Source organism: Phenylobacterium sp. (assembly GCF_036495085.1).
Classification (GTDB): domain Bacteria; phylum Pseudomonadota; class Alphaproteobacteria; order Caulobacterales; family Caulobacteraceae; genus Phenylobacterium.
In genome coordinates, this window is record NZ_DASXNL010000195.1 from 1 (window position 1) to 21,043 (window position 21,043).

Genomic DNA, 21,043 nt, shown 5'->3' on the forward strand with positions numbered 1-21,043 from the left:
AACGCCGCGATGGCGGTCGGGATCGCCGATCGCGCCACCTAGGCATCCTCCTTTGCGGCAACGGAGCGCCTTGCGCCGCTACGGCCCCATCACTACGGTCCGCGCCCTCTAGCCGCTTGAGATCTTTCCCACTGTGAGCACCCAGTCCGCCCTCCTGAAGGTCATGTCCGACGCCGCGCGCAAGGCTGCGCGGGGGCTCAACCGCGACTTCGGCGAGCTGTCCGAGCTTCAGGTGGCCAAGAAAGCGCCTGCCGATTTCGTTTCCGCCGCCGACCTGAAAGCCGAGCAGACCATCTTCGAGGCGCTGACCAAGGCCCGCCCGGGCTACGGCTTCCTTGGCGAGGAACGCGGGCTGATCGAAGGCACCGACAAGACCCACACCTGGATCGTCGACCCGCTCGATGGCACGACCAATTTCCTGCATGCCATCCCACACTTCGCGATCAACATCGCCCTGCAGCGCGAGGGCGCCATCGTGGCGGCGGTGACCTACAATCCCGTCTCCAACGACCTGTTCTGGGCCGAGAAGGGGAAGGGGACCTTCGTCAATGACAAACGCCTGCGCGTGGCGGCGCGCACACGCATGGAAGAATCAGTGCTGGCGACTGGCATACCGTTCATGGGCCACGGGCAGCATGCGACCTTCCTGAAGGAGCTGCATCAGATCACTCAGCGGGTCGCAGGCGTTCGTCGCTTCGGGTCAGCGGCGCTCGACCTCGCCTGGGTCGCGGCCGGCCGCTACGACGGCTACTGGGAGCGCGACCTCAAGCCCTGGGACCTCGCAGCCGGCATCCTGCTGGTCACCGAGGCCGGCGGGCGGGTCTCCGACGCCCTGGGCGGTGATGATGTGCTGGCTGCAGGGTCGGTCTGCGCGGGAAACCTGGAGATCCAGCCGCAACTCCTGGAGCGCCTGCGCCAAGCGGCCAAATAGTTGACCCGTCCCTCGCCGGGTGCCTGACTGTCCCTAAGGATTAGGGGGAACGCCATGGACATCACCCGCCGCACCCTGGGCGCGGCGGCGGCTACGGTCGCCGCCTTCGGCGCGATGCCGGTCACGGCTCAAGGGTTCAAGAAGAAGCCGCTGATCATCGCCCACCGCGGTGCAAGCGGCGAGCGGCCCGAAAGCACCCTCATGGCGTTCGCACTGGCGATCGCCGAGGGAGCCGATTTCATCGAGCCGGATCTGGTGCTGACCAAGGACGGCCATCTCGTGGTCCGCCACGAGAACGAGATCTCCCAGACCACCGACGTCGCCCTGAAGCCGGAGTTCGAAAACCGCCTCACCACCCGCCAGATCCAGGGCCAGGCCGTGAGCGGCTGGTTCACCGAGGACTTCACACTCGAGGAATTGAAGACGTTGCGTTGCCGCGAGCGGCTGCCGAAGCTTCGGCCCGAGAGCGCGAAATTCAACGGCCAGGAGTCGATCCCGACCTACCAGGAAGTGATCGATCTGGCGAAATCGGAGTCCGCACGCCTGAAGCGGCCGATCGGCACCTATCCGGAGATGAAGCACGCCAGCTATTTCGCCCAGATAGGCCTGCCGATGGAGGGCCGGCTGGCCGAGGCGCTGAAGAAGAACGACCTCGACAGCGCGAACGCGCCGGTATTCGTCCAATGTTTCGACGTCCTGCCGCTGAAGACCTTCATGACCCTCTCCAAGGCGCCGCGCGTCCAGCTGATGTCGCCCGAAGGGGGCCCCACCGACGTGACGCTCCGCTACAGGGATATGGCCTCAGCCACGGGGCTGAAGACCATTGCGACGTATGCCAATGGCGTTGGGCCGGACTGGTCGATGGTTGTGCCTACCGTAGATGGCGGCCTTGGCGGGCCGACCGCTCTGGTGAGCGACGCCCACGCCGCGGGGCTGGCGGTGCATCCGTGGACGGTGCGCGCCGAGAATGTCTTCCTGCCGCCCAAGCTGCGAAATGGAACCGACCCCTCGTCCCACGGCGATGTGGCCGCGGTCTATAGGGCGCTCTACGCAGCCGGGATCGACGGCCTCTTCAGCGACTTCCCTGCGCTGGCCGTGAAGGCGCGCGGATGAACGTCCGCAGTCCGTTGGCCGCTTTGACGATGGCAGCCGCCGCCGGCTGTACGGCGCACGCCCAGGCGCCGATCCCTACGCGGACGCCCCTGGCCGTCATTCCGATCGCGCCCGGCAAGCACATCGACCGTGTGGAGGCCAACCGGGTGGAATTCCTTCCCGGCCAGGTCATGCCGCCGCACAAGCATACCGTTCCGGTGATCTGCTTCATCTCGAAGGGCGAGTTCCTCGTCAAAATCGGCGACGCGCCCGAGCGGCGGGCTCTGCAAGGGACCACGACCTACGAGCCAGCAGAGGTGACGGTGCACTATTTCAAGAATGCGTCGGCGAGCGAGACGGCGCAGCTGCTGTGCGCGTCCTTGGCGGGCGAAGAGGACAAGATCTTGAACGTCATGCTCGATCCGAACCGCTAACCGCTGAGCAGGCTGCATCCGTCTTGCGGCCCGGCGGTAACTGGGATGGGCAGCCGATACATCTCGAACGCGTCGCCGTCCTGCCCCGCGTTTGGCCCGGTCCGATCTCAGGGTCGGTCCGGTTCGACACGACGTCGGCCGTCGGCGGGCGGACCTATCACATCTTCGCCTCCAAGCCGTTCGCGCCGCCGCCTCCCATTGGCCGGACTCAGGACTTCGCCCCCTGAGACCCTACGCCGCCTCACCGAACTGCAGCGAGGCCAGCCGGGCGTAGAGGCCGTTCCTCGCCACCAGCTCATGGTGGGTGCCCTCTTCGACGACGCGCCCCTCGTCCATGACCACGATGCGGTCGGCCTTGAGCACGGTCGCCAGGCGGTGGGCGATGACCAGAGTGGTATGGCCGACCATGGCCTCGTCGAGGGCGCGTTGCACCAGGCGCTCGTTCTCGGCATCCAGCGCGCTGGTCGCCTCGTCGAGCAGCAGGATCGGGGCATGTCGAACGAGAGCGCGCGCGATAGCCAGCCGCTGGCGTTGACCGCCGGAGAGGCTGCGGGCTCGCTCGCCGATCTGGGTGTCGATGCCCTGCGGCAGGTCGTCGATGAAACCCTGGGCCTGGGCGGCGCGGACGGCGGCCCGAACCTCATCGAGGCTGGCGTCCTCGCGCCCGAAGCGGACATTCTCGAGCGCTGAGCCGGAGAAAAGCGGCGACTCCTGGGCGACCAGGGCCATTCGAGCGCGGACCTCCACAGGATCAGCCGCGCGCAGATCGACGCCATCCACCAGCACGCGGCCGGCTTGGGGGTCGTAGAAGCGAAGTAGAAGGCGGAACACGGTGCTCTTGCCGGCCCCCGAAGGACCGACCAGCGCCACCCGCTCGCCGGGCTTCACGCTCAGCGTCAGGCCTCGCACCGCCGGCATGTCTGGTCGGCCGGGGTAGGCGAAGGTGACGTTTTCGAGCGTGACCTCGCCCCGCGCCGGGCTCGGCAACGCCTGGGGATGGGCAGGCGCCGCAATTCCGGGGCGCGCGGCCAAGATCTCCGAGACCCGCTCCATGGCCCCGGCCGCCTTCTGCACATCGCCCCAGGTCTCACCAAGCGCGCCAACCGAGCTCGCCGACAACACGGCCAGGAGGGCGAACTGGAAGAGAGTGCCGACCGTCATCTGCTGGTTGAAAAGCGCCTCGACCCCTAGCCAGAGGATCCAGACGACACCGCAAAAGACCAGCGCGATCACCGCCGCCGTCATGCCGGCGCGCGCCGTCATCCGGCGCAGCGACGTCTGGAACGAGGTTTCGACCGCCTGCCCAAAGCGCGCCGCGCCAGAAGCCTCGCGTCCGAAGGCCTGGACGATCTCCAGCGCATCGAGCGTTTCGCCGGCGTGGCCGATGGCCGCAGCGAACTGGTCCTGCGTGGAGGCGGTGAGCCTGCGCACCTGGCGTCCGAACAGGAACAGCGGCGCAAGGATCAGCGGGACGGTGATCAGCACGAGCCCGGTCAACCGCGGGCTGACGACGAGCATGTAGCCCAGGCCGCCGATCAGCATCAGCGCGTTGCGCAGCGACACCGAGATCGAGGTTGTAAGCAGGTTCTCGACGATCTGGATGTCGGTCGTCAGCCGCGACAGCACCTCGCCGGTGCGGGTCATCAGGAAGAAGGCGGGGTCGAGCGAAAGGATATGGGCGTAGGTGGCCTTCCTGAGGTCGGCCACGATCCGCTCGCCGAGCTTGGTGACGAAGAAATAGCGCATGGCCGAGGAGAGCGCCAAGGCGAGCGCCACGCCGCCCAGCAGCCAGAACCAGGGCGCCACGGCGCTTGCAGAGGCATGCGCCGAAACCGCCTGCGTCACATGGTCGGCCAACAGCCGCACGGCCCCGGTGAGCCCCAGGCTCGCCGCGGCGGCCGTCACCAGGAAGACCCCGGCGCCCATCGCATCCAGCCGATGGCCTGCGGCAAATGGGATCAGGCGGCCAAGCGCACGGACATTGCGACTCTTTGGCCGTCGTTCTGCGGCCTCGTCCAGCGACTGCGCGAACGCCTGCCCCGCGGTCGGCCGGCCGGCTACGGCGGCCTCGGCCCCCAGATCAGTCATAGGGGCTCACCCATCTACGCTCATACCTTGCATTTGCAGCGGCGGTTCTCTATACGCCCGGCTTCCTCGAAGGGCCCCCTCTGCGGAAGGCCCTCGATAACTCTTTCGACGCTCCTTTACGTCAGGCGCTCATCCGATGAAACAAGACACCCATCCGGACTATCACTTCATCACCGTGGTGATGACGGACGGCACGACCTACCAGACCCGTTCCACCTACGGGAAGGAAGGCGCGACCCTCAACCTCGATATCGATCCGAAGACCCATCCGGCCTGGACCGGCGGCGGCCACCAGATGCTCGACCGCGGCGGCCGCGTGTCGCGCTTCAACGCCAAGTTCGGCGGCTTCACCCGCAAGTAGGCCGGCTCTGGCCGGGCCCCACGGGGGCGATTCAAAAGTCTCAAGAACGATAACGCCGCGGGGTCGCCCTCCGCGGCGTTTTCGATTGCGCGAAGCTGCGCCGGTTCAGCTCCCGAAGGCGCTCTTCAGCCTGTCCTGCTGCGACAGCACCGGATGCGGCGTTTCATCGGTGGCGCCCTCGACATACATGCGCCGGTCAAGGTGGCGGACCCGCTCATAGAGCCGCTCCGAGCGGTCCAGCAGCATCAGGAGTTCGCCCGGCAGGCCATCGGCCTCGCCGTTCGCGCGGCAGACCTCCTCGCCCGTCAGGCGATAGCGGTCCTCGCAGGCGGCGATCGGCGGCATGTCGCCCTCCCGCACCGCGCGCTGCACGAGCAGCCAGGAGGCGACCTGCATCAGCCGGGTCGTCAGCCGCATGCTTTCGGCCGCATAGGCGAGCGCCGCATTGCGCGACAAGAGCTTCGAGGCTTGCCGGCCGGCCCCGTCCAGATAGCCGGCGGTCTCCTCCACCAGGTCCATGCCCTCCTGGAAGGTGCGCTGGAACAGTTCCGACCGGGCGAAGTCCTGGATCACTTCGGCGCGCCACGGCGTGGAGGAGACTTTGAGATCGCTCATACGGTGGTCAACCTACACTCAGCCCGCAAAGCGGTCGCGAAAAACCGTCCGTGCAACACCTGTGCCACCGGATCTGGCCCATTTTGCGCCCCGACGGACCCCAAGCTAGCTCGGCCTCGCACCGAACAAAGCGTCGGCCGCCGCCCGTCCGGCCCGCTTGCGGTCGATCTGGGCCTGCGCCCGGGAAATCTCCGATTGCAGGATCTCGATACGCTCCTCCAGTTCGGCCACGCCGAACAACTCCAGGTCCTCGCGCACGGCCTCGATGAGGCGTTGGCCGCGGCCGATACGGACTTCTGCAGGTTCTTCCATGACGGGCGTCCCTTTCCGGTTTCCCGATGGGGCGCTATCCAACCTCGCAAGCCGCTTGAGCGCAAGTTTGCGCAAGAGACCAATGCACAGCTTTCTGGGGCCACCCACATGACTGAGATGATGACCGCGATCGCCATCGAGGGTGGCAAAGGGCCTGCCGAGGCGCTGAAGCCCGTGGAGATCCCCAGGCCGACGCCGAAGGAAGGCCAGATCCTGATCCGGGTTCAAGCCGCAGGGATCAACCGGCCCGACATCATTCAGCGCCTGGGGTTCTATCCGCCTCCGCCGGGGTCGCCGGAAACCATGGGCCTGGAGGTGGCGGGCGAGGTCGTCGTTGGAGCCGGGCGCTGGAAGGCGGGCGACAAGGTCTGCGCCCTTCTAGGCGGCGGCGGCTATGCGGAGTACGCCGTCTGCGACTCACGCCACGCACTGCCGATCCCCGGGGGCCTGGGCTTCACCGAGGCTGCCGCGCTCCCTGAAACGGTGTTCACGGTCTACGCGAATGTCTTCGAGCACGGGGCGCTCAGGTCCGGCGAGACCCTGCTGCTTCACGGCGCCACCTCGGGCATCGGCACCACGGCGATCCAGATGGCCAAGGCCTTTGGCGCGAAGGTCATCGCCACCGCGAGGGGCGCCGAGAAGGCTGCCACGGCGCGCTCGCTGGGCGCCGACGTCGCCGTGGATACAACCTTGGAGGCCTTCGCCGAGGTCGCCAAGCGGGAGGGTGGCTGCGATGTCGTCCTCGACATGGTCGGCGGAGACTATTTCGCCGGTGACCTCGAGGCGTTGAAGACCGGCGGACGGATCGTATTCATCGCCAGCCTCGGGGGCGGAGAGGTCATGCTGCCGATCGGGCGGCTCATGCAGAAACGCGCCGCCGTCACCGGTTCAACGCTCCGGCCGCGCGACGCAGACGAGAAGGCCCGGCTCGCCGCGGCTGTCGAAAAGCTGGTCTGGCCCTGGATCGAGGCCGGCAAGGTGAAGCCGCAGGTCGACAAGACCTTCCCGCTGGCCGAGGCCGCCAAGGCTCACGCCCGCCTGGAAAGCGGCTCGCACGTCGGAAAAATTGTCCTGACTGTCAATTAAGCTGCCGAAATCGGCGTCTGTGAAGCGCAAGTGTTGCAGTGCGGCGACACTTTGACCAAACCGATCATTCGAATCGTTGATTGAGTATGGCCAAGGCTGCCTGCCCTCCCCTATGGCTCCCGGATTCGAGAGAATTAGGCGCCGGTTTCAATGACCGGCGGTATCCGCTCCCCGGGAGGTTTAAGTTGAAGAACAGAGTTCGCCTAATGGCGTCCGGCGCATTTCTTTTTATCGCCGCCGTCAATACTTCTGCACACGCCCAGACCCAGCCCGCCGCTTCCGCGGCTGCGGCCGGCACTATCGAAGAACTGGTCGTCACTGCTGAAAAGCGCAGCCAGAACCTGCAAGAAGTGCCGATCGCCATCTCGGCCTACACGTCTGAAAAGCGCGACCTCCTGGGCATCAACTCGGTCCAGGACATGACCAATTTCACGCCCGGGCTGCAGTATTCCAGCCAAGGCGACCGGATCTCCCTGCGCGGCGTGGGCCGCCTGACCAACGTCCAGGCCGCCGACCCCGGCGTGGCCAGCTATTCGGACGGTGTCTACACCTCCTCGACCGTGGAAGCCGGCAAGACCCCCATCTTTGTCGACCGCGTCGAAGTCCTTCGTGGCCCGCAGGGCACGCTCTACGGCCGCAACTCGATCGGCGGCGCCATCAACGTGATCTCGAAGCGTCCGACTGAGGACTTCTATGCGGAAGTCCGCGCCACGGTCGCCAACTACGGCCGCACACTTCTCGAGGGGGCGGTATCCGGCCCCTTGACGGAGGGTCTTCAGTTCCGCCTGGCCGGCAACTGGGAAAAGCAGCGCGACGGTTACTTCACGAACGTCGTGCCGGGCATGCCCAGCCAGGGCAACGTCATCGACCAGTACTATGTCGAGGGCCAACTTCAGGGGAAGTTCGGTGACCGGCTTGAGGGCTGGGTCAAGGCCTCGATCGCCGGCTGGAACAACGGCGCCGGCGGCCCCGGCGGCCAGACGAGCTACACGCCTGGCCCGTACAACCCGCTGGAGACCCTGCCGAGCGCGCTCTACATCAACCCGAACTTCGCCTGCTCGGGCGTCGCGACGAATGTCGTCAACGCCTCGCCCACCGGTTGCGTCAATCCGGCCAGCAGCGACCGGCGCAAGTTCGCGTCCACGATCGCCCAGACGGTCTCGCTGGACGAGACCTACGTCCTCGCCACGCAGTGGACCTACCACTTCGACGCCTTCGACCTGAAGTACATCGGCGGGTACGACACCTATCACTACACCCTGGTGTCGCCGCTCGACGGCGGCGCAGTCCAGTCCTTCCAAATCCCGCTGAGCGCGACGGCCACCTGCAATTTCGTGCCGGGATGCACGGCGGCGACCATTCGCCCGGGCGGCTCCTCGTCGACCTACCAGGAGAACAAGCACTGGGACAGCCACGAGCTGAACCTGTCGTCGAGCGGATCCGGCTCGCTGCAATGGCTGGTCGGCGCCTACTACTACCATGAAGCCTACCAGCAGCCGGTCTTCACGACCCTGGCCGCGCAGACCGGGCTGAACGGCTTGGTCCAGCCGGCGGTGCCGGCTCTGACGCCACTGGGGGTCGCCAGCGTCTTCCAGAACCGGAGCTACGACGACCGTCCGCAACTGGAGGATACGTCCTACGCCGGCTTCGGCCAGATCGACTGGAAGTTCGCGCAGGACTGGAAGACCACCCTGGGCATCCGCTACAGCCACGACAAGAAGGACGGGTCCGAATCGGTTCGCCTGATCTGCTACCAGGTGGCCGCCTGCGGCACCGTGCCGGAGACCCTGGGCACGCTTTCGCCGCCGGTCGATGTCACCGCCGCTACGGTCTACGGCCCGCTTCAATCCCTGCTCCTAGGGGGGGCGCCTGTCGCTCCGCCCAAGGGCGTGGTCAACAACGGCAAGCCGGGCGGCGTGACCTTCACGCCCGACGGCTTTGCGACGCGCAACTACGACGCGTCATTCGACGCCTGGACCGGCACCGCCGGCCTGCAGTGGGATCCCGATCGCGACACCATGGCCTATGCCCGCTATAGCCGCGGCTACAAGGCCGGCGGCTTCAACGTCGGCATCACGACGACGCTGGGTTCGTCGCCCTATACCGGGCCCGAGCACTCAGACGCCTTCGAGGTCGGCCTGAAGAAGGACCTGTTCAACCACACCCTGCAGACCAACCTTGCGGTCTTCTACTACAACTACCAAGACCTGCAGGCGCCGCTGACGATCGTGAACACACAGGGCGGCCTTGCTCAGAGCCAGGGCGTGTTCCTGAACGTACCGAAGGCGATCAGCCAGGGCGTCGAGCTCGAGACCATCTGGCAGCCCATCGACCATCTGCAGGTCGGCTTCAACTATTCGTACAACGACGCCCACATCAAGCAACTGACGGGGATCATCGACCCGAACGATCCGACCGGTGTGGCGGCTGGGGCCAAGCCTATCGGAGCCCTGTCCACGTGCGCTGCGAACCCGACCGCGGTCTGCGACATCTACTCCGGCAACATCGTGCGCGCCCAGAACCTCGCCGGCAACGCGCTCCCGAACTCGGCCAGGAACAAGGTGGCGCTGAACGTCACCTACACGGTCGAGCTCGATAAGGGTTCGCTGTCGCCGTCGCTCAGCTACATCTGGCGCGACAAGCAGTACGGCACGATCTTCGACCGCTCCTACTACCAGGCGCCGTCGTGGGATCAGGTCGACGCGCGCCTGACCTGGAAGGACAAGGACAACAAGTACTCGATCATCGGGTACGTGAAGAACGTCTTCGACAGCGTGGGCTACGAGAGCGGTTCAACGGCGACCCGCTATTCCGGTCTTGCGACCGGCGGCATTCCCATGGTCCTGACCGGGCTGGGCGACCACGGCGTGTCGCCCACCTACTACCTCACCCCGCCCCGTACCTACGGCGTGGAGCTGCAGTACCGCTTCTAATAAAACACACCGTTCTTTCGGTTTACTGGGGCGCGTCCGCAAGGACGCGCCCTTTGTTTTTTCAGCGCAATTCCTACTCGCCGATTCCGGTTATTCGAATTATTGGCGCAAAAGGCGAAAAATGTTGACGCTAAGGCCACGCTCGCGCACCCTTCCAATTCAGTCATGAGCGGGTGACGGCGGCCTATCTGCCGACGAATGCCCGTCACAGGCCGCCAACGCGCGGCGGGGAGCGTATGGGGCGTACAACAATTTCATTGTCTAAGCGGGCGATCGCAAGATCGCGCGCCGTCGGCGCCCCGTGCGCGCTTACCGCGGCCGGCCTTGGGCTAAAATCCGCGCGGACGGATGTTGGCCTCGGCTCGCTCCCCTGCGCCCAAAACCAAGAAATTTAATCAAGAGCCGGAACGGCTTTCTGTCTGGGGAGGATAATTTGCAAGACAAGCTTCGCCTTTTGGCATCGTCCAGCGCCCTGCTGGTCGCCGCTGCGCTCGGCGCAACATCGGTCCACGCTCAAGCTCGACCCGCCGCCACTGCGGCCGCCGCCGACACCATCGAAGAACTGGTGGTCACCGCCGAACGGCGCAGCCAGAGCCTGCAGGACGTGCCTGTCGCGATCTCGGCCTTCACCTCCGAGAAGCGCGACCTCATGGGCATCAATTCGATCCAGGATCTGACAAACTACACGCCCGGCCTGAACTACTCGAGCGCGAGTGACCGTACCTCGATCCGCGGCATCGGGCGCCTGACCAACGCGCACCCGGTCGCTGTGCCGGTGGCGGTCTACGACGACGGTATCTACACCACCTCCACCACCACAGTCGGCAAGACACCGATCTTCACCGATCGGGTAGAAGTGCTTCGCGGCCCGCAAGGCACGCTCTACGGCCGCAACTCGATCGGCGGCGCGATCAATGTGATCTCCAAGCGCCCGACGGAAGACCCCTATGCGGAAGTCCGCGCCACGGTCGCCAACTACGGACGCACCCTTCTCGAAGCAGCGGTATCCGGGCCCTTGACGCCGGACCTTCAGTTCCGGCTGGCCGGCAACTGGGAAAAGCAGCGTGACGGCTACTACACCAACGTCGTCCCGGGCATGCCGAGCGAAGGCAACGTCATCGACCAGTTCTATGTCGAGGGCCAGCTTCAGGCGAAGTTCGGCGACCATCTGGACGGCTGGGCGAAGGCATACATCACCGGCTGGAACAACGGCTCCGGCGGTCCGGGTGCGCGCGGCAGCTATTCTCCAGCGCCTCTCAACTTTTCCCAGTCCGACCTGCAGACCGTCAGGAATAACTTCGCCTGCGCGCCTGGCAATGTCGCCTCCAATGTCGTGAACACCTCACCGCTTGGCTGCGTAAATCCCGCCAGCAGCGATCCACGCAAGTTCGCGACCAACATCGCCCAGACGGTCTCGCTGGACGAAGCCTTCGGCATCGCCACCAACCTGACCTACCACTTCGACAACATGGACCTGAAGTACGCCGGAGGCGGGATCAACTACCACTATACGCTGTTCTCGGATAACGGCGGCGGGTCGATCAGCTCGTTCCAGGTCAACCTTCTGCCGTTCAACCCGGCATTCCCGGCCGCCGGGACAGCCGCTCTAAAGGCGCAACCTTGTGCGGCCACCAACCTGGCCGGAGGCTCATGCGCACCGCTGACGGTCTTCCCGCGCCAGGCCTCGACGTATCAGGAAGACTACCACAACATCAGCCACGAGATCAGCCTGGCCTCAACCGGCGACAGCGCGCTGCAGTGGATTGGCGGCCTCTACTACTACAAGGAGGGGTACAAGCAGCCGGTCTTCACGACGCTCTTCGATCAGCCCCAACTCGACGGCCCGATCACGCCCGCGGCGTCGGCAATCACCGGCCTTGTCGGCCCTGACTTTCAGCGTCGGCTGTTCGACAACCGCCCCGAATTCGAACAGGAATCCTACGCCACCTACGGCCAGCTCGACTGGAAATTCGCCGACACCCTGAAGGCGACGCTCGGTCTGCGCTACAGCCACGACAACCTTCGCGGGACCGAGTCCGTGCGGGTCGTCTGCTTCGGCGCAAGCGCCTGCCTGAGCGGTTCGTCGCCGCAGGTTCTGGGCCAGTCCTTCACCCCGCCGGTCGACGTCACCGCGGGCCTCGTCTACCTGGGCGGCCTGCCCACCGGCGTGGTGCCAGGGGGCATCAACGGCAGCGGCGTGACCTTCACGCCGGATGGCTTCGCACACCGCAGCTACGACCATAGCTGGGACGCCACCACCGGCACGGCAGGCGTCCAATGGGATCCGGATCGGGACACCAACCTCTACGCCCGCTATAGCCGCGGCTACCTGATGGGCGGCTTCAACACCGGGGTGACCAGCACGGCGGGCCAGTTCCCCTTCACCGACGCCGAACACATCAACGACTATGAGATCGGCTTGAAGAAGGCGTTCGGCCGCACCCTGCAAGCCAACCTGGCGATCTTCTACGAAGACCTCAGGGGCTATCAGGCGCCGCTGTCGGTGGTTTCCAACTCCGGCGCCTTGTCGGTGAGCCAGAGCCTATACCTCAATGTTCCGAAGGCGGTCAGCCAGGGCGCAGAGCTGGAGGTGACCTGGGCGCCGATCGAGCACATGTCGGTGCTCTTCAACTACTCCTACGACGACGCCCACGTGAAGACGCTGAGCGGGATCATCGACCCGAGCGACCCGGAGGCCATGGCGGCCGGGGCCAAGCCGCTGACGGCGCTTCAATCCTGCACCGGCACCGGCAGCACGCCCTCCGCCAGCAACCCGAATCCGAACCCGCTCTGCGACGTCAATACCGGCCTTGTGCAGCGCCCGCAGGACCTGGCCGGCAACAGCCTGGCTCAGAACCCGAAGAACAAGATCGCTGCGGCGGTGACCTACGGGTTCGAGTTCGAGAAGGGCACGCTGACGCCGGAGGTCAGCTACATCTGGCGCGACAAGCAGTACGCCGGCCTCTTCCAGCGGTCCTACAACGAAGCGCCGTCCTGGGATCAGTGGGACGCGCGGATCACCTGGAAGGACAAGGACAACCGGTACTCGATCATCGCCTACATCAAGAACATCGGCGACACCCTGGGCTACGATGGGGGTGCGTCTAGCACCCGGGTCACCGGCCTCTACGGGGCGGCGACCATCGCGGCGGCCGGCATGACGCCTGGCCTGCCGAGCGCGGCCATTCCCGGCACGTTCAACGCCGTGCAGAAGACGGCGAGCTTCAACGGGATCTCCTCGACCTACCCGCTGACCCCGCCACGGACCTACGGGATCGAGTTCCAGTACCGCTTCTAGACGACCCGGACATCCGGCTCGGAGGGCGCGCCCGCAAGGGCGCGCCCTTTGCTTTGCGCGATCCTCGACCTGAAACATTCCGGATTTTCGAAGATGTCAGCGATGTAAGATCAAAAGCGTTGACGCCATGGTGACCCTCCCGCACGCTCAGCGGACTGAGAGAGAGCAGGCGACGGCCGCCTCGACGGTTGCGAACGCCTGACGATTCCCGCGTCCCGCGCGGCAGGAGGAACGCATGGAGCCGGACCGCCGCAATACGGCGATTGCACAATCGTGAGCGACTCCGTCCCGACGCCACCGCCGCTAGGCACAGCCGTCAAGCTCACCTACGGCCTGGGATCGGTGGCCTACGGCGTCTCCGCCGCTGTCCTTTCGGCCGCCGTGCTGCAGCTCTACTTCAACCAGGTGATCGGCCTGCCCGCAGTCTGGGTCGGCCTGGCGATCATGGTGTCGTTGGTGGCCGACGTGGTCATCGACCCTATGATCGGCCACTGGTCGGACAACCTGCGTTCTCCGTGGGGCCGCCGGCACCCGTTCATGTACGCCTCGGCCATCCCCGTGGCCCTGTTCTTCTATCTCCTGTGGCACGCTCCCAAGGGCCTCGACGGCGGGGCGCTGCTCATCCTGGCCGTGGTGATGCTGATCGCTGTTCGCGTCTCCGTCGCGGGCTACGAAATCCCCTCATCGGCGCTCTCGCCCGAGCTTGCCCCCGACTATGACAAGCGGACGTCGCTATTGGCATACCGATGGTTCTTCGCCATCTCCGCGATCGCCGTGACCCAGATTGTCCTCTACTCGGTCTTCCTTCGGCAGGACGCGTCGAACCCGCTGGGCGTCCTCAACCGTGCGAGATACGCCGAGTTCGGCGCGCTGGCCTCGGTCGTCATGTTCATCTGCATCCTGGTTTCCAGCGCCGCGACCCACAGCCGGATCCCCTACCTGCACAGGCCCCCGGTGCGTAAGACCTCCCTGGGGCAGACGATCCAGGAAATCCTCTCGGTCTTCGCCAATCCGGCCCTGCTGGTGCTGATGGTCGCCAACATCCTGGGCGGCTCGGGAATCGGGATCATCGCGGCCCTGCAGAATTACTTCTATCTCCACCTCTGGGGCCTCAAGCCGCAGATGATCGGCCCCTTGGCGTCCGGCGGCTTGCTGGCGTCGGTGATTGGCGTGTTCCTTGCGCCGTTCCTGGCGCAGCGTTTCGGCAAGAAACGGGCGATGCTCGGCCTGCTGTCCGTCTCCGTGTTCGCCGGATTGCTGCCGATCTCCGGGCGCCTGCTCGGCATCATGCCGCCCAACGGCTCGAACCTGCTCTATGCGCTGCTGTTCGGCGACGTGTTGCTGACTGCGGCGATGGGGCTGATGGGACTGGTCATCCTCACCTCCATGGTGGCCGACGTCGTCGAGGACCAACAGGTGAAGACCGGCATACGCTCAGAAGGGGTTCTGTTCGCGGCAAACGGCCTGGTTCCCAAGTTCACGGCCGGGCTCGGCGCGTTCATCGCCGGCTCGCTGATTTCGCTGGTCGGCTTCCCGGTCCATGCAGTGCCCGGCACGGTCGACCCCGAAATCGTCCGGCGCCTGGCGCTCTTCTACATCCCTTGCGTCATCGTGCTGAACGGAGGCTCGGTGGTGGCGCTGAGCTTTTACAAGATCGATCGCGCCACCCATGAGCGCAACGTGGCCCGCCTTCGCGAAGTCGCAGCGAGTAAGGGGCCCGGCGATGTGGCCACCCGCACCCCGCTCGAACCCGAAGACAGGGTCGTGAACATCCCCGCCGGCTCCAGCGCCGACCCCGAACCGGCCCAATAGAAGCCGGACTTGATGAGGTCTCTTTGACCACCGCACGTGCTCATCCCAGGGCCCGGCGCCTGACGCCGGTCACCAAGCTCTTCTACGGATTCGGCTCGGTGGCTTTCGGGGTGAAGGACAACGGCTTCTCCTACTTCCTGGCCTTCTTCTACGCCCAGGTCATGGGGCTGCCCGCCGCGACCGTCGGTTTGGCGATCATGTTCGCCCTCGTGGTCGACGCCTTTGTCGATCCGATCGTAGGTCAGCTCTCCGACAATACGCGTTCGCGGTGGGGGCGCAGGCACCCCTTCATGTATGCCGCAGCCGTGCCTGTGGGCGTCTCCTACGTCCTGCTATGGAACCCGCCCAAGGGGTGGGAGCCAGGATTGCTGGTAATCTACCTCGCCTCGACCGCGATCCTGATCCGCAGCTTCATCAGCTGTTACGAGGTGCCCTCCTCGGCGCTCGCAGCCGAGCTGACCACCGAGTATGACGAGCGGACGCGGCTGCTCAGCTATCGCTACCTGTTCGGCTGGGTCGGCGGACTGGCCATGTATGGTTTGGCGTTGAGCGTCTTCCTCCGGCCAACCGCAGAGTTCCCCGTAGGACAGTTAAATCGGCAGGGGTACGCCAACTACGGCCTCTTCGCAGGCGGGCTGATGTTGTTTGCGATCCTGGTTTCGGCCATCGGCACGCACCGCCAGATCCCGTTCCTGCGCGAGCCGCCCAGCGAGAGGGTCACCCTGGGCCGGCTGACCCGCGAGCTGATCGGCACGCTCGCCAATCGCTCGTTCCTGTTCATCCTGACGTCCAACTTCTTCTACGCCATGGGGATCGGGCTGGGCTTTTCGATCAACCTCTATTTCTCAACCTACTTCTGGGAATTCTCTTCCGCGCAGATCGCGCTCTTCACCTTCGCCAGCCTGGGCGCCGCGATCCTGGCCTTCGCCGCCGCGCCGCGCATCGCCAAACGCTTCGACAAGAAGCCGGCCGCCCTGATTCTGATCCCCCTCGGTATCTCGGTTGGCGTGGCGCCCATCGTGTTGCGCCTCGCAGGGGCCTTTCCGACGAACGGCTCGCCGCTGCTCTACCCCCTGATCTTTGTCACCACCATCGTCTCCGTCGGCGTGGGGATTGTGGGCACCATCCTGTTTTCCTCGATGATCGCCGACGTGGTGGAGGACTCCGAACTGAAGACCGGACGGCGCCAGGAGGGTGTGTTCTTCGCCGCCACCCTATTCATCGCCAAGGCGGTGACGGGCGTCGGGATCTTCGCCTCGGGGATGATCATCTCCGCGATCCGTTTCCCGGCGCACGCCAAGCCGGGGCAGGTCGACCCGGACGTGATCCGTCACCTGGGTCTGGTCTATGTGCCTACGCAGGCCGTGCTCTACGGAACCGCCACGCTGCTCCTGCTCGGCTATCGCATCAGCCGCGCCAGCCACGCTGAAACCCTGCGCAAGCTGGCCGCCGCTGCGGACCTTGCCACCGAGGGCGAACCCGTGAGCTCCGTCGGCGACCTGGCCTAGCGCGAGAAGACGCCCATCAGCAGCGGGCGCGTGAACACCGCCGGCGCCGCCTTCTGGCTGACGCCCGGCACCCAGACATCGAGCTCGGCGCTGGCGTTCAAGGTTGCGTTCAGCATCTGGGCGGCCAGGAACGGGTCGACCGCGCGGAGCGAGCCCTCGGCGATGCCGTCGGAGATCATCGAGGCGAAGCGGTCCGAGACCCGGTGGGAATGCCTGACCATCTCTGCGCGGATCGGCTCCGGCAGGGCGGCCAAGGCCGAGCTGCGCAGGAGCGGCCCGTTTTCCGACAGTTGATATTCCGCGAGCGCGGCAGCGGCGCTTGTCAGTCGGGTCCACTGGTCGCCGGGCAGCCCCATCGCCAGGCGTTGGACGCGGGTCATGACGTCGAAGGTGCGGTCGAAGCAGGCCACGACAAGATCATCCTTGGCCTCGTTGTGGTGGTAGAAGCTGCCTTTTGTGACGTTGAGCTCCGCCGAGATCTTGTCGACCGACGCCCCGCGGTAGCCGCGGGCGTTGATCAGTCGGGTGGCCGCCATCAGGAAGGTCTGCCGGCTCATCTCGTGGCGATCCTTCGGCGCAAGCTGGACCATGGGCAACGGGAGGGGTTTCCAGACGCGATCGGGCGCGGCGAGCCCGCCGATCAGGATGTCGTACATCCGCTCGCGAATGCGGCCGTAGTCCTCGGGATCGTACTTCGGCAGCCATGCGGAGACCCAGAAGAGTTGCTCCAGCAGCATCTGGGTGCGTGCGGTGCGCCGTCCGCGGGAAAGCCAGGCAAGCTCGGGCGCTTCGAAGATCTGCCGCAGCCGGCGAAACAGCTTCATATAGGCCGCGGCGACCTCGCTGCGCTGCGGCATGCTCAAGGCTCTGAGGTCGGAAAGCAGCGGCAGGGGCGGCGCCTCGCCTACGGCTGCGCGGCGCATCCTGTCGAGATAGAGGTTCAGCAGGGCATGCAGCCTGGCCGACGGCGCGGGCTCAGCGAGGGCCGTCTTGACGACCTCCAGCATGTCGTCGATGCCGCGCATCATGCAGGCGGCCGCCAGGTCGTCCTTGCGCTTGAAATAGTAGGTGACACTGGTGGTGGAGAGGTCGACGGCAGCGGCGGCGACCCCGAGCGTCAGTCCCTTGACCCCACGGGTGTTGAGCAACTCCGTCGCCGCGTCGAGGATCGCCTCACGCTTGCGCTCGAATCGGTCCGTTGCCTGGACCGCCCCCTGAACCATGTTGCATCCCCAAGTTTATTCGGGGAGGTGTTTCATCCCCGATATTTTGAGGAATTTGCGCACGGAATTCGCCACCGCGCCAGCGACTTGGAGCATGACAGTTCAGAAGCAAACAAACATTTGCGGCGAACCTGTCGGGCGAGTTTCAACTGTCCGAAAACCCAAATGGCAGGCTCGTGCGGCGGATGTCGTCGGGCAGGATCTGGCGTCCGATCGGAGGTTCTGAGCGCGCCGCACACTCGGTCCGCTGGCAAAGCCGGCAGGTGACCCCGATCGGGGTCGCGGCCTCCGAACCCTGGCCATCGCGATCCTGGGTGTAGATCAGCCGCCCTGCATGTTCGGCCGCGCAGCCCAAGGCGATCGCCCGCTCCACCCTGGGCGCGCCAAAACTGCCGCCGCCCGCGGTTACGGTGCGGGCGATGGAAAAGAAACGCTGGCCGTCGGGCAGTTCCAGCCACTGGGTGACGATCTCGCGCGGCGTGCGAAACACCTGATGCACCGACCAAAGCGGACAACCGCCGCCGTGCCGGGCGAACGGGAAGCCGGCGCCGTCGAGGCGCTTGGAGACGTTGCCGGCCGGATCGACGCGAATGAAGAAGAACGGCACGCGTTCCTGGCCGGGTTTCTGCAGCGTCGTGAGGCGGTGCGCCGTCTGTTCGAAGCTCGCGCCGAACTGCCGCCCAAGAGCCTCCACGTCATAGCGACGGGCCTCTGCAGCCCGAGCAAAGGCGGAATAAGGCATCAGAATCGCGGCGGCGGCGTAGCTCGCCAGGGCTCGCCGGGTCAGTCGTTCGCCGCTCTCGGAGGCAAAGCCGCCGTCCGCAAGCACAGCGTCTATCTCAGCGCCCATCTCAAGGTAGGCCAGCTGCAGCGCCAGCTGGAAGGCCTGGCTCGCGGCGTCCAGGGCGTCATCCAGCAGGACTTCCCTGCGATGTCGGTCAAGCCGGCGCATCGAGCCGACCATCACGTTGGAGGGCAGGCGCCGCACACGCAGATCGTGCCGGATCTTCAGGTACTCGAGCGCGCCGCCTTGCTCGGCAATGGTTCGGGCAAAGCGCTCGGCGGTGTCGTCGAGGCCTGGGAAACTGTTGCGGCGGGCGGCCAGGAAGCGTCGTGATTCCGCGACGGGATCCGAGGCTTCCGGCCCCGCAACCTCACCGGCCGCGCGCGTCTCGGCTCCGCGGTCGGCGAGCGCGAGCTGTTCCTCCTGGTAGGTTGTGTAGAGGCGCAGGAACGCCTCCGTCACGCCCGGGTAGTTGGTGGCGACGTCGGCGACCTCCAGGGCGGCGGGTGTGATGTCGGCGAAGATCGGATCCTTGAGGATTGCCTGCAACCGAGCCGCTTCATCGGCGGCGCCTGTTCCGGCCAGGGTCGCCACATCCACGCTGTAGGTCTGCGCAAGGCGCAGCAGCAGGTCCGCCGTCAGCGGCCGATTGTTGCGCTCAAGCAGAGCCACGTAAGAGGCCGAGACATCCAGGTCGGAGGCCATGTCGGCTTGGGTCAGGCCCAGGTCGCGGCGAAGCCGCCTCAGTCTCGGTCCGATGTAGAGACGTCGTTCGGTCGGCATGAGGGCCTCAAGCTGTCAGTGCGATCCTTACAACATTACACCAAAGTCTTGTAACAATTTACAGATCGACTCCGCAGCCGATCCTCAAGCGACAGGATCGGGGCGTATCGAAGAGGCCAAGTTCCGGGCGCGTCATGTCCGGCCAAGCTGCGGAAGAGGCACATGTCCTACCAAGATCACATCATCGAGATGGGCCAGCTCATCAAGAGCAAGAACGGCACGTGGGACGGCATCAGCGCCGAATCCGTGGCGCGCATGCGCTTGCAGAACCGCTTCAAAACCGGCCTGGAGATCGCCCGCTACACGGCCGACATCATGCGCAAGGACATGGCGGCCTATGACGCCAACCCCGCCGACTACACCCAGTCGCTGGGGTGCTGGCACGGCTTCATCGCCCAGCAGAAGCTGATCTCGATCAAGAAGCACTTCGGGACGACCGACCGACGCTACATCTATCTGTCGGGCTGGATGGTCGCCGCTTTGCGCTCCGAGTTCGGCCCGTTGCCTGACCAGTCGATGCACGAGAAGACCTCGGTTCCCGCGTTGATCGAGGAAATCTACACCTTCCTGAAGCAGGCCGACGCCCGCGAGCTCGGCATGCTCTTCCGCGACCTCGACGCCGCGCGCTCGGCCGGGAACAGGCAAAAGGAAGAAAAGATCCTGGACGCGATCGATGGTTTCCAGACCCACGTCGTGCCGATCATCGCCGACATCGACGCCGGCTTCGGCAATGCCGAAGCCACCTACCTGCTTGCAAAGAAGATGATCGAGGCGGGCGCCTGCGCGCTGCAGATCGAAAACCAGGTCTCGGACGAGAAGCAGTGCGGCCACCAGGACGGCAAGGTGACCGTCCCGCACGACGACTTCCTGGCGAAGGTCCGGGCGGTTCGCTACGCCTTCCTCGAGCTCGGCGTCGATAACGGCGTGATCGTCACTCGCACCGATAGCCTTGGGGCGGGCCTCACCAAGCAGATCGCGGTCAGCCACGCGCCGGGCGACATCGGCGACCAGTACAACAGCTTCCTCGACTGCGAGGAGATTTCGCCGGCCGACATGGCCAACGGCGACGTTGTCCTGAACCGCAACGGCAAGCTCTTGCGCCCCAAGCGGCTGCCCTCGAACCTGTTCCAGTTCCGTGCCGGCTCGGGCGAGGACCGCTGCGTCCTCGACTCCATCACCTCGCTGCAGAACGGCGCCGACCTGCTGTGGATCGAGACGGAGAAGCCGCACATCGAGCAGATCGCCGGCATGATGGACCGCATCCGCGCCGTCGTCCCGAACGCCAAGCTCGCCTACAACAACTCGCCCTCGTTCAACTGGACTCTGAACTTCCGCCAGCAGGTCTATGACGCCTGGTCCAAGGCCGGAAAGGACGTCGGCGCCTACGACCGCGAGAAGCTGATGAGCGTCGATTACGACGCCACCGCGCTTGCCATTGAGGCGGACGAGAAGATCCGCACGTTCCAGGCGGACGCGGCCAAGCGGGCCGGCATCTTCCACCACCTGATCACCTTGCCGACCTATCACACGGCCGCGCTCAGCACCGACAACCTCGCCAAGGAGTACTTCGGCAGCCAGGGCATGCTGGGCTACGTCCTGGGCGTCCAGCGCCAGGAGATCCGTCAGGGCATCGCCTGCGTGAGGCACCAGAACATGTCGGGCTCCGATGTCGGCGACGACCACAAGGAATACTTTGCAGGCGAGGCGGCCCTGAAGGCCGGCGGCGTGCACAACACAATGAACCAGTTCGCGTAAGACGCCGGGCTGGTCCACAAGACCTTTG

At 65.6% G+C, this 21,043-nt stretch carries 15 protein-coding genes; 10 read left to right on the plus strand and 5 right to left on the minus strand.

Annotation, left to right across the window (positions count from 1 at the left end; all coding sequences use genetic code 11):
- Positions 1-133 precede the first annotated feature (133 nt).
- Genes VGI62_RS21925 through VGI62_RS21935 form a run of 3 tightly spaced genes read left to right on the plus strand, consistent with a single transcriptional unit; the run spans position 134 to position 2,457 of the window.
- Positions 134-931 carry an inositol monophosphatase family protein gene (locus VGI62_RS21925; RefSeq protein ID WP_331506723.1) on the plus strand — a complete coding sequence of 266 codons (798 nt, stop codon included), beginning with the start codon at positions 134-136 and terminating at the stop codon, positions 929-931.
- A 54-nt stretch (positions 932-985) separates the two neighbouring features.
- Complete coding sequence (locus tag VGI62_RS21930; RefSeq protein ID WP_331506724.1) at positions 986-2,044, plus strand: glycerophosphodiester phosphodiesterase; 1,059 nt, start codon at positions 986-988, stop codon at positions 2,042-2,044.
- Entirely contained in the window at positions 2,041-2,457 is a 417-nt protein-coding gene (locus VGI62_RS21935) for a cupin domain-containing protein (protein WP_331506725.1), read from the plus strand. The genes VGI62_RS21930 and VGI62_RS21935 overlap by 4 nt, the downstream gene beginning before the upstream one ends.
- A gap of 231 nt (positions 2,458-2,688) precedes the next feature.
- Here VGI62_RS21935 and VGI62_RS21940 read toward each other — a convergent pair whose 3' ends face one another.
- Positions 2,689-4,545 (minus strand): ABC transporter transmembrane domain-containing protein, encoded by a 1,857-nt coding sequence (locus VGI62_RS21940; RefSeq protein WP_331506726.1) that lies wholly within the window; start codon positions 4,543-4,545, stop codon positions 2,689-2,691.
- Between the two features lie 136 nt (positions 4,546-4,681).
- On the opposite strand from VGI62_RS21940, the gene rpmE reads away from it, so the two are divergent.
- Positions 4,682-4,906 (plus strand): 50S ribosomal protein L31, encoded by a 225-nt coding sequence (rpmE, locus tag VGI62_RS21945; protein WP_299540133.1) that lies wholly within the window; start codon positions 4,682-4,684, stop codon positions 4,904-4,906.
- A 105-nt stretch (positions 4,907-5,011) separates the two neighbouring features.
- Here the strand turns inward: rpmE and VGI62_RS21950 are convergent, their stop codons facing one another.
- The gene (locus VGI62_RS21950; RefSeq protein ID WP_331506728.1) at positions 5,012-5,521 is read right to left on the minus strand and encodes a DUF1465 family protein; all 510 of its coding nucleotides are present in this window, start codon (positions 5,519-5,521) and stop codon (positions 5,012-5,014) included.
- Between the two features lie 105 nt (positions 5,522-5,626).
- The gene (locus tag VGI62_RS21955; RefSeq protein ID WP_331506729.1) at positions 5,627-5,833 is read right to left on the minus strand and encodes a DUF1192 domain-containing protein; all 207 of its coding nucleotides are present in this window, start codon (positions 5,831-5,833) and stop codon (positions 5,627-5,629) included.
- A gap of 108 nt (positions 5,834-5,941) precedes the next feature.
- Between VGI62_RS21955 and VGI62_RS21960 the strand changes: the two genes are divergently transcribed.
- The 5 genes from VGI62_RS21960 to VGI62_RS21980 all read left to right on the plus strand — a co-directional run bounded on the left by VGI62_RS21960 (position 5,942) and on the right by VGI62_RS21980 (position 16,470).
- On the plus strand, positions 5,942-6,919 hold the full coding sequence (locus VGI62_RS21960) for an NAD(P)H-quinone oxidoreductase (RefSeq protein WP_331506730.1): 978 nt from the start codon (positions 5,942-5,944) through the stop codon (positions 6,917-6,919).
- Between the two features lie 185 nt (positions 6,920-7,104).
- Positions 7,105-9,852 (plus strand): TonB-dependent receptor, encoded by a 2,748-nt coding sequence (locus VGI62_RS21965; RefSeq protein ID WP_331506731.1) that lies wholly within the window; start codon positions 7,105-7,107, stop codon positions 9,850-9,852.
- A 433-nt stretch (positions 9,853-10,285) separates the two neighbouring features.
- Complete coding sequence (locus VGI62_RS21970) at positions 10,286-13,150, plus strand: TonB-dependent receptor (protein WP_331506733.1); 2,865 nt, start codon at positions 10,286-10,288, stop codon at positions 13,148-13,150.
- Between the two features lie 273 nt (positions 13,151-13,423).
- Positions 13,424-14,962 (plus strand): MFS transporter, encoded by a 1,539-nt coding sequence (locus tag VGI62_RS21975; protein ID WP_331506734.1) that lies wholly within the window; start codon positions 13,424-13,426, stop codon positions 14,960-14,962.
- A gap of 23 nt (positions 14,963-14,985) precedes the next feature.
- The gene (locus tag VGI62_RS21980) at positions 14,986-16,470 is read left to right on the plus strand and encodes an MFS transporter (protein ID WP_331506735.1); all 1,485 of its coding nucleotides are present in this window, start codon (positions 14,986-14,988) and stop codon (positions 16,468-16,470) included.
- Here VGI62_RS21980 and VGI62_RS21985 read toward each other — a convergent pair.
- Together VGI62_RS21985 and VGI62_RS21990 are read right to left on the minus strand one after the other, a co-directional pair.
- Positions 16,467-17,693, minus strand: a complete 1,227-nt coding sequence (locus VGI62_RS21985) for a TetR/AcrR family transcriptional regulator (RefSeq protein ID WP_331506736.1) — start codon at positions 17,691-17,693, stop codon at positions 16,467-16,469. The two genes, VGI62_RS21980 and VGI62_RS21985, sit on opposite strands and share 4 nt — an antisense overlap.
- A gap of 145 nt (positions 17,694-17,838) precedes the next feature.
- Positions 17,839-19,260 carry a helix-turn-helix domain-containing protein gene (locus VGI62_RS21990; RefSeq protein WP_331506737.1) on the minus strand — a complete coding sequence of 474 codons (1,422 nt, stop codon included), beginning with the start codon at positions 19,258-19,260 and terminating at the stop codon, positions 17,839-17,841.
- A gap of 162 nt (positions 19,261-19,422) precedes the next feature.
- On the opposite strand from VGI62_RS21990, the gene VGI62_RS21995 reads away from it, so the two are divergent.
- Positions 19,423-21,015 carry an isocitrate lyase gene (locus VGI62_RS21995; protein WP_331506738.1) on the plus strand — a complete coding sequence of 531 codons (1,593 nt, stop codon included), beginning with the start codon at positions 19,423-19,425 and terminating at the stop codon, positions 21,013-21,015.
- Positions 21,016-21,043: the final 28 nt, after the last annotated feature.

Coding starts and splice junctions, on each gene's coding strand:
- VGI62_RS21930 (WP_331506724.1), top strand. CDS start 986: ATGGACATCACCCGCCGCACCCTGGGCGCGGCGGCGGCTACGGTCGCC.
- VGI62_RS21935 (WP_331506725.1), top strand. CDS start 2,041: ATGAACGTCCGCAGTCCGTTGGCCGCTTTGACGATGGCAGCCGCCGCC.
- VGI62_RS21940 (WP_331506726.1), bottom strand. CDS start 4,545: ATGACTGATCTGGGGGCCGAGGCCGCCGTAGCCGGCCGGCCGACCGCG.
- rpmE (WP_299540133.1), top strand. CDS start 4,682: ATGAAACAAGACACCCATCCGGACTATCACTTCATCACCGTGGTGATG.
- VGI62_RS21950 (WP_331506728.1), bottom strand. CDS start 5,521: ATGAGCGATCTCAAAGTCTCCTCCACGCCGTGGCGCGCCGAAGTGATC.
- VGI62_RS21955 (WP_331506729.1), bottom strand. CDS start 5,833: ATGGAAGAACCTGCAGAAGTCCGTATCGGCCGCGGCCAACGCCTCATC.
- VGI62_RS21960 (WP_331506730.1), top strand. CDS start 5,942: ATGACTGAGATGATGACCGCGATCGCCATCGAGGGTGGCAAAGGGCCT.
- VGI62_RS21985 (WP_331506736.1), bottom strand. CDS start 17,693: ATGGTTCAGGGGGCGGTCCAGGCAACGGACCGATTCGAGCGCAAGCGT.
- VGI62_RS21990 (WP_331506737.1), bottom strand. CDS start 19,260: ATGCCGACCGAACGACGTCTCTACATCGGACCGAGACTGAGGCGGCTT.
- VGI62_RS21995 (WP_331506738.1), top strand. CDS start 19,423: ATGTCCTACCAAGATCACATCATCGAGATGGGCCAGCTCATCAAGAGC.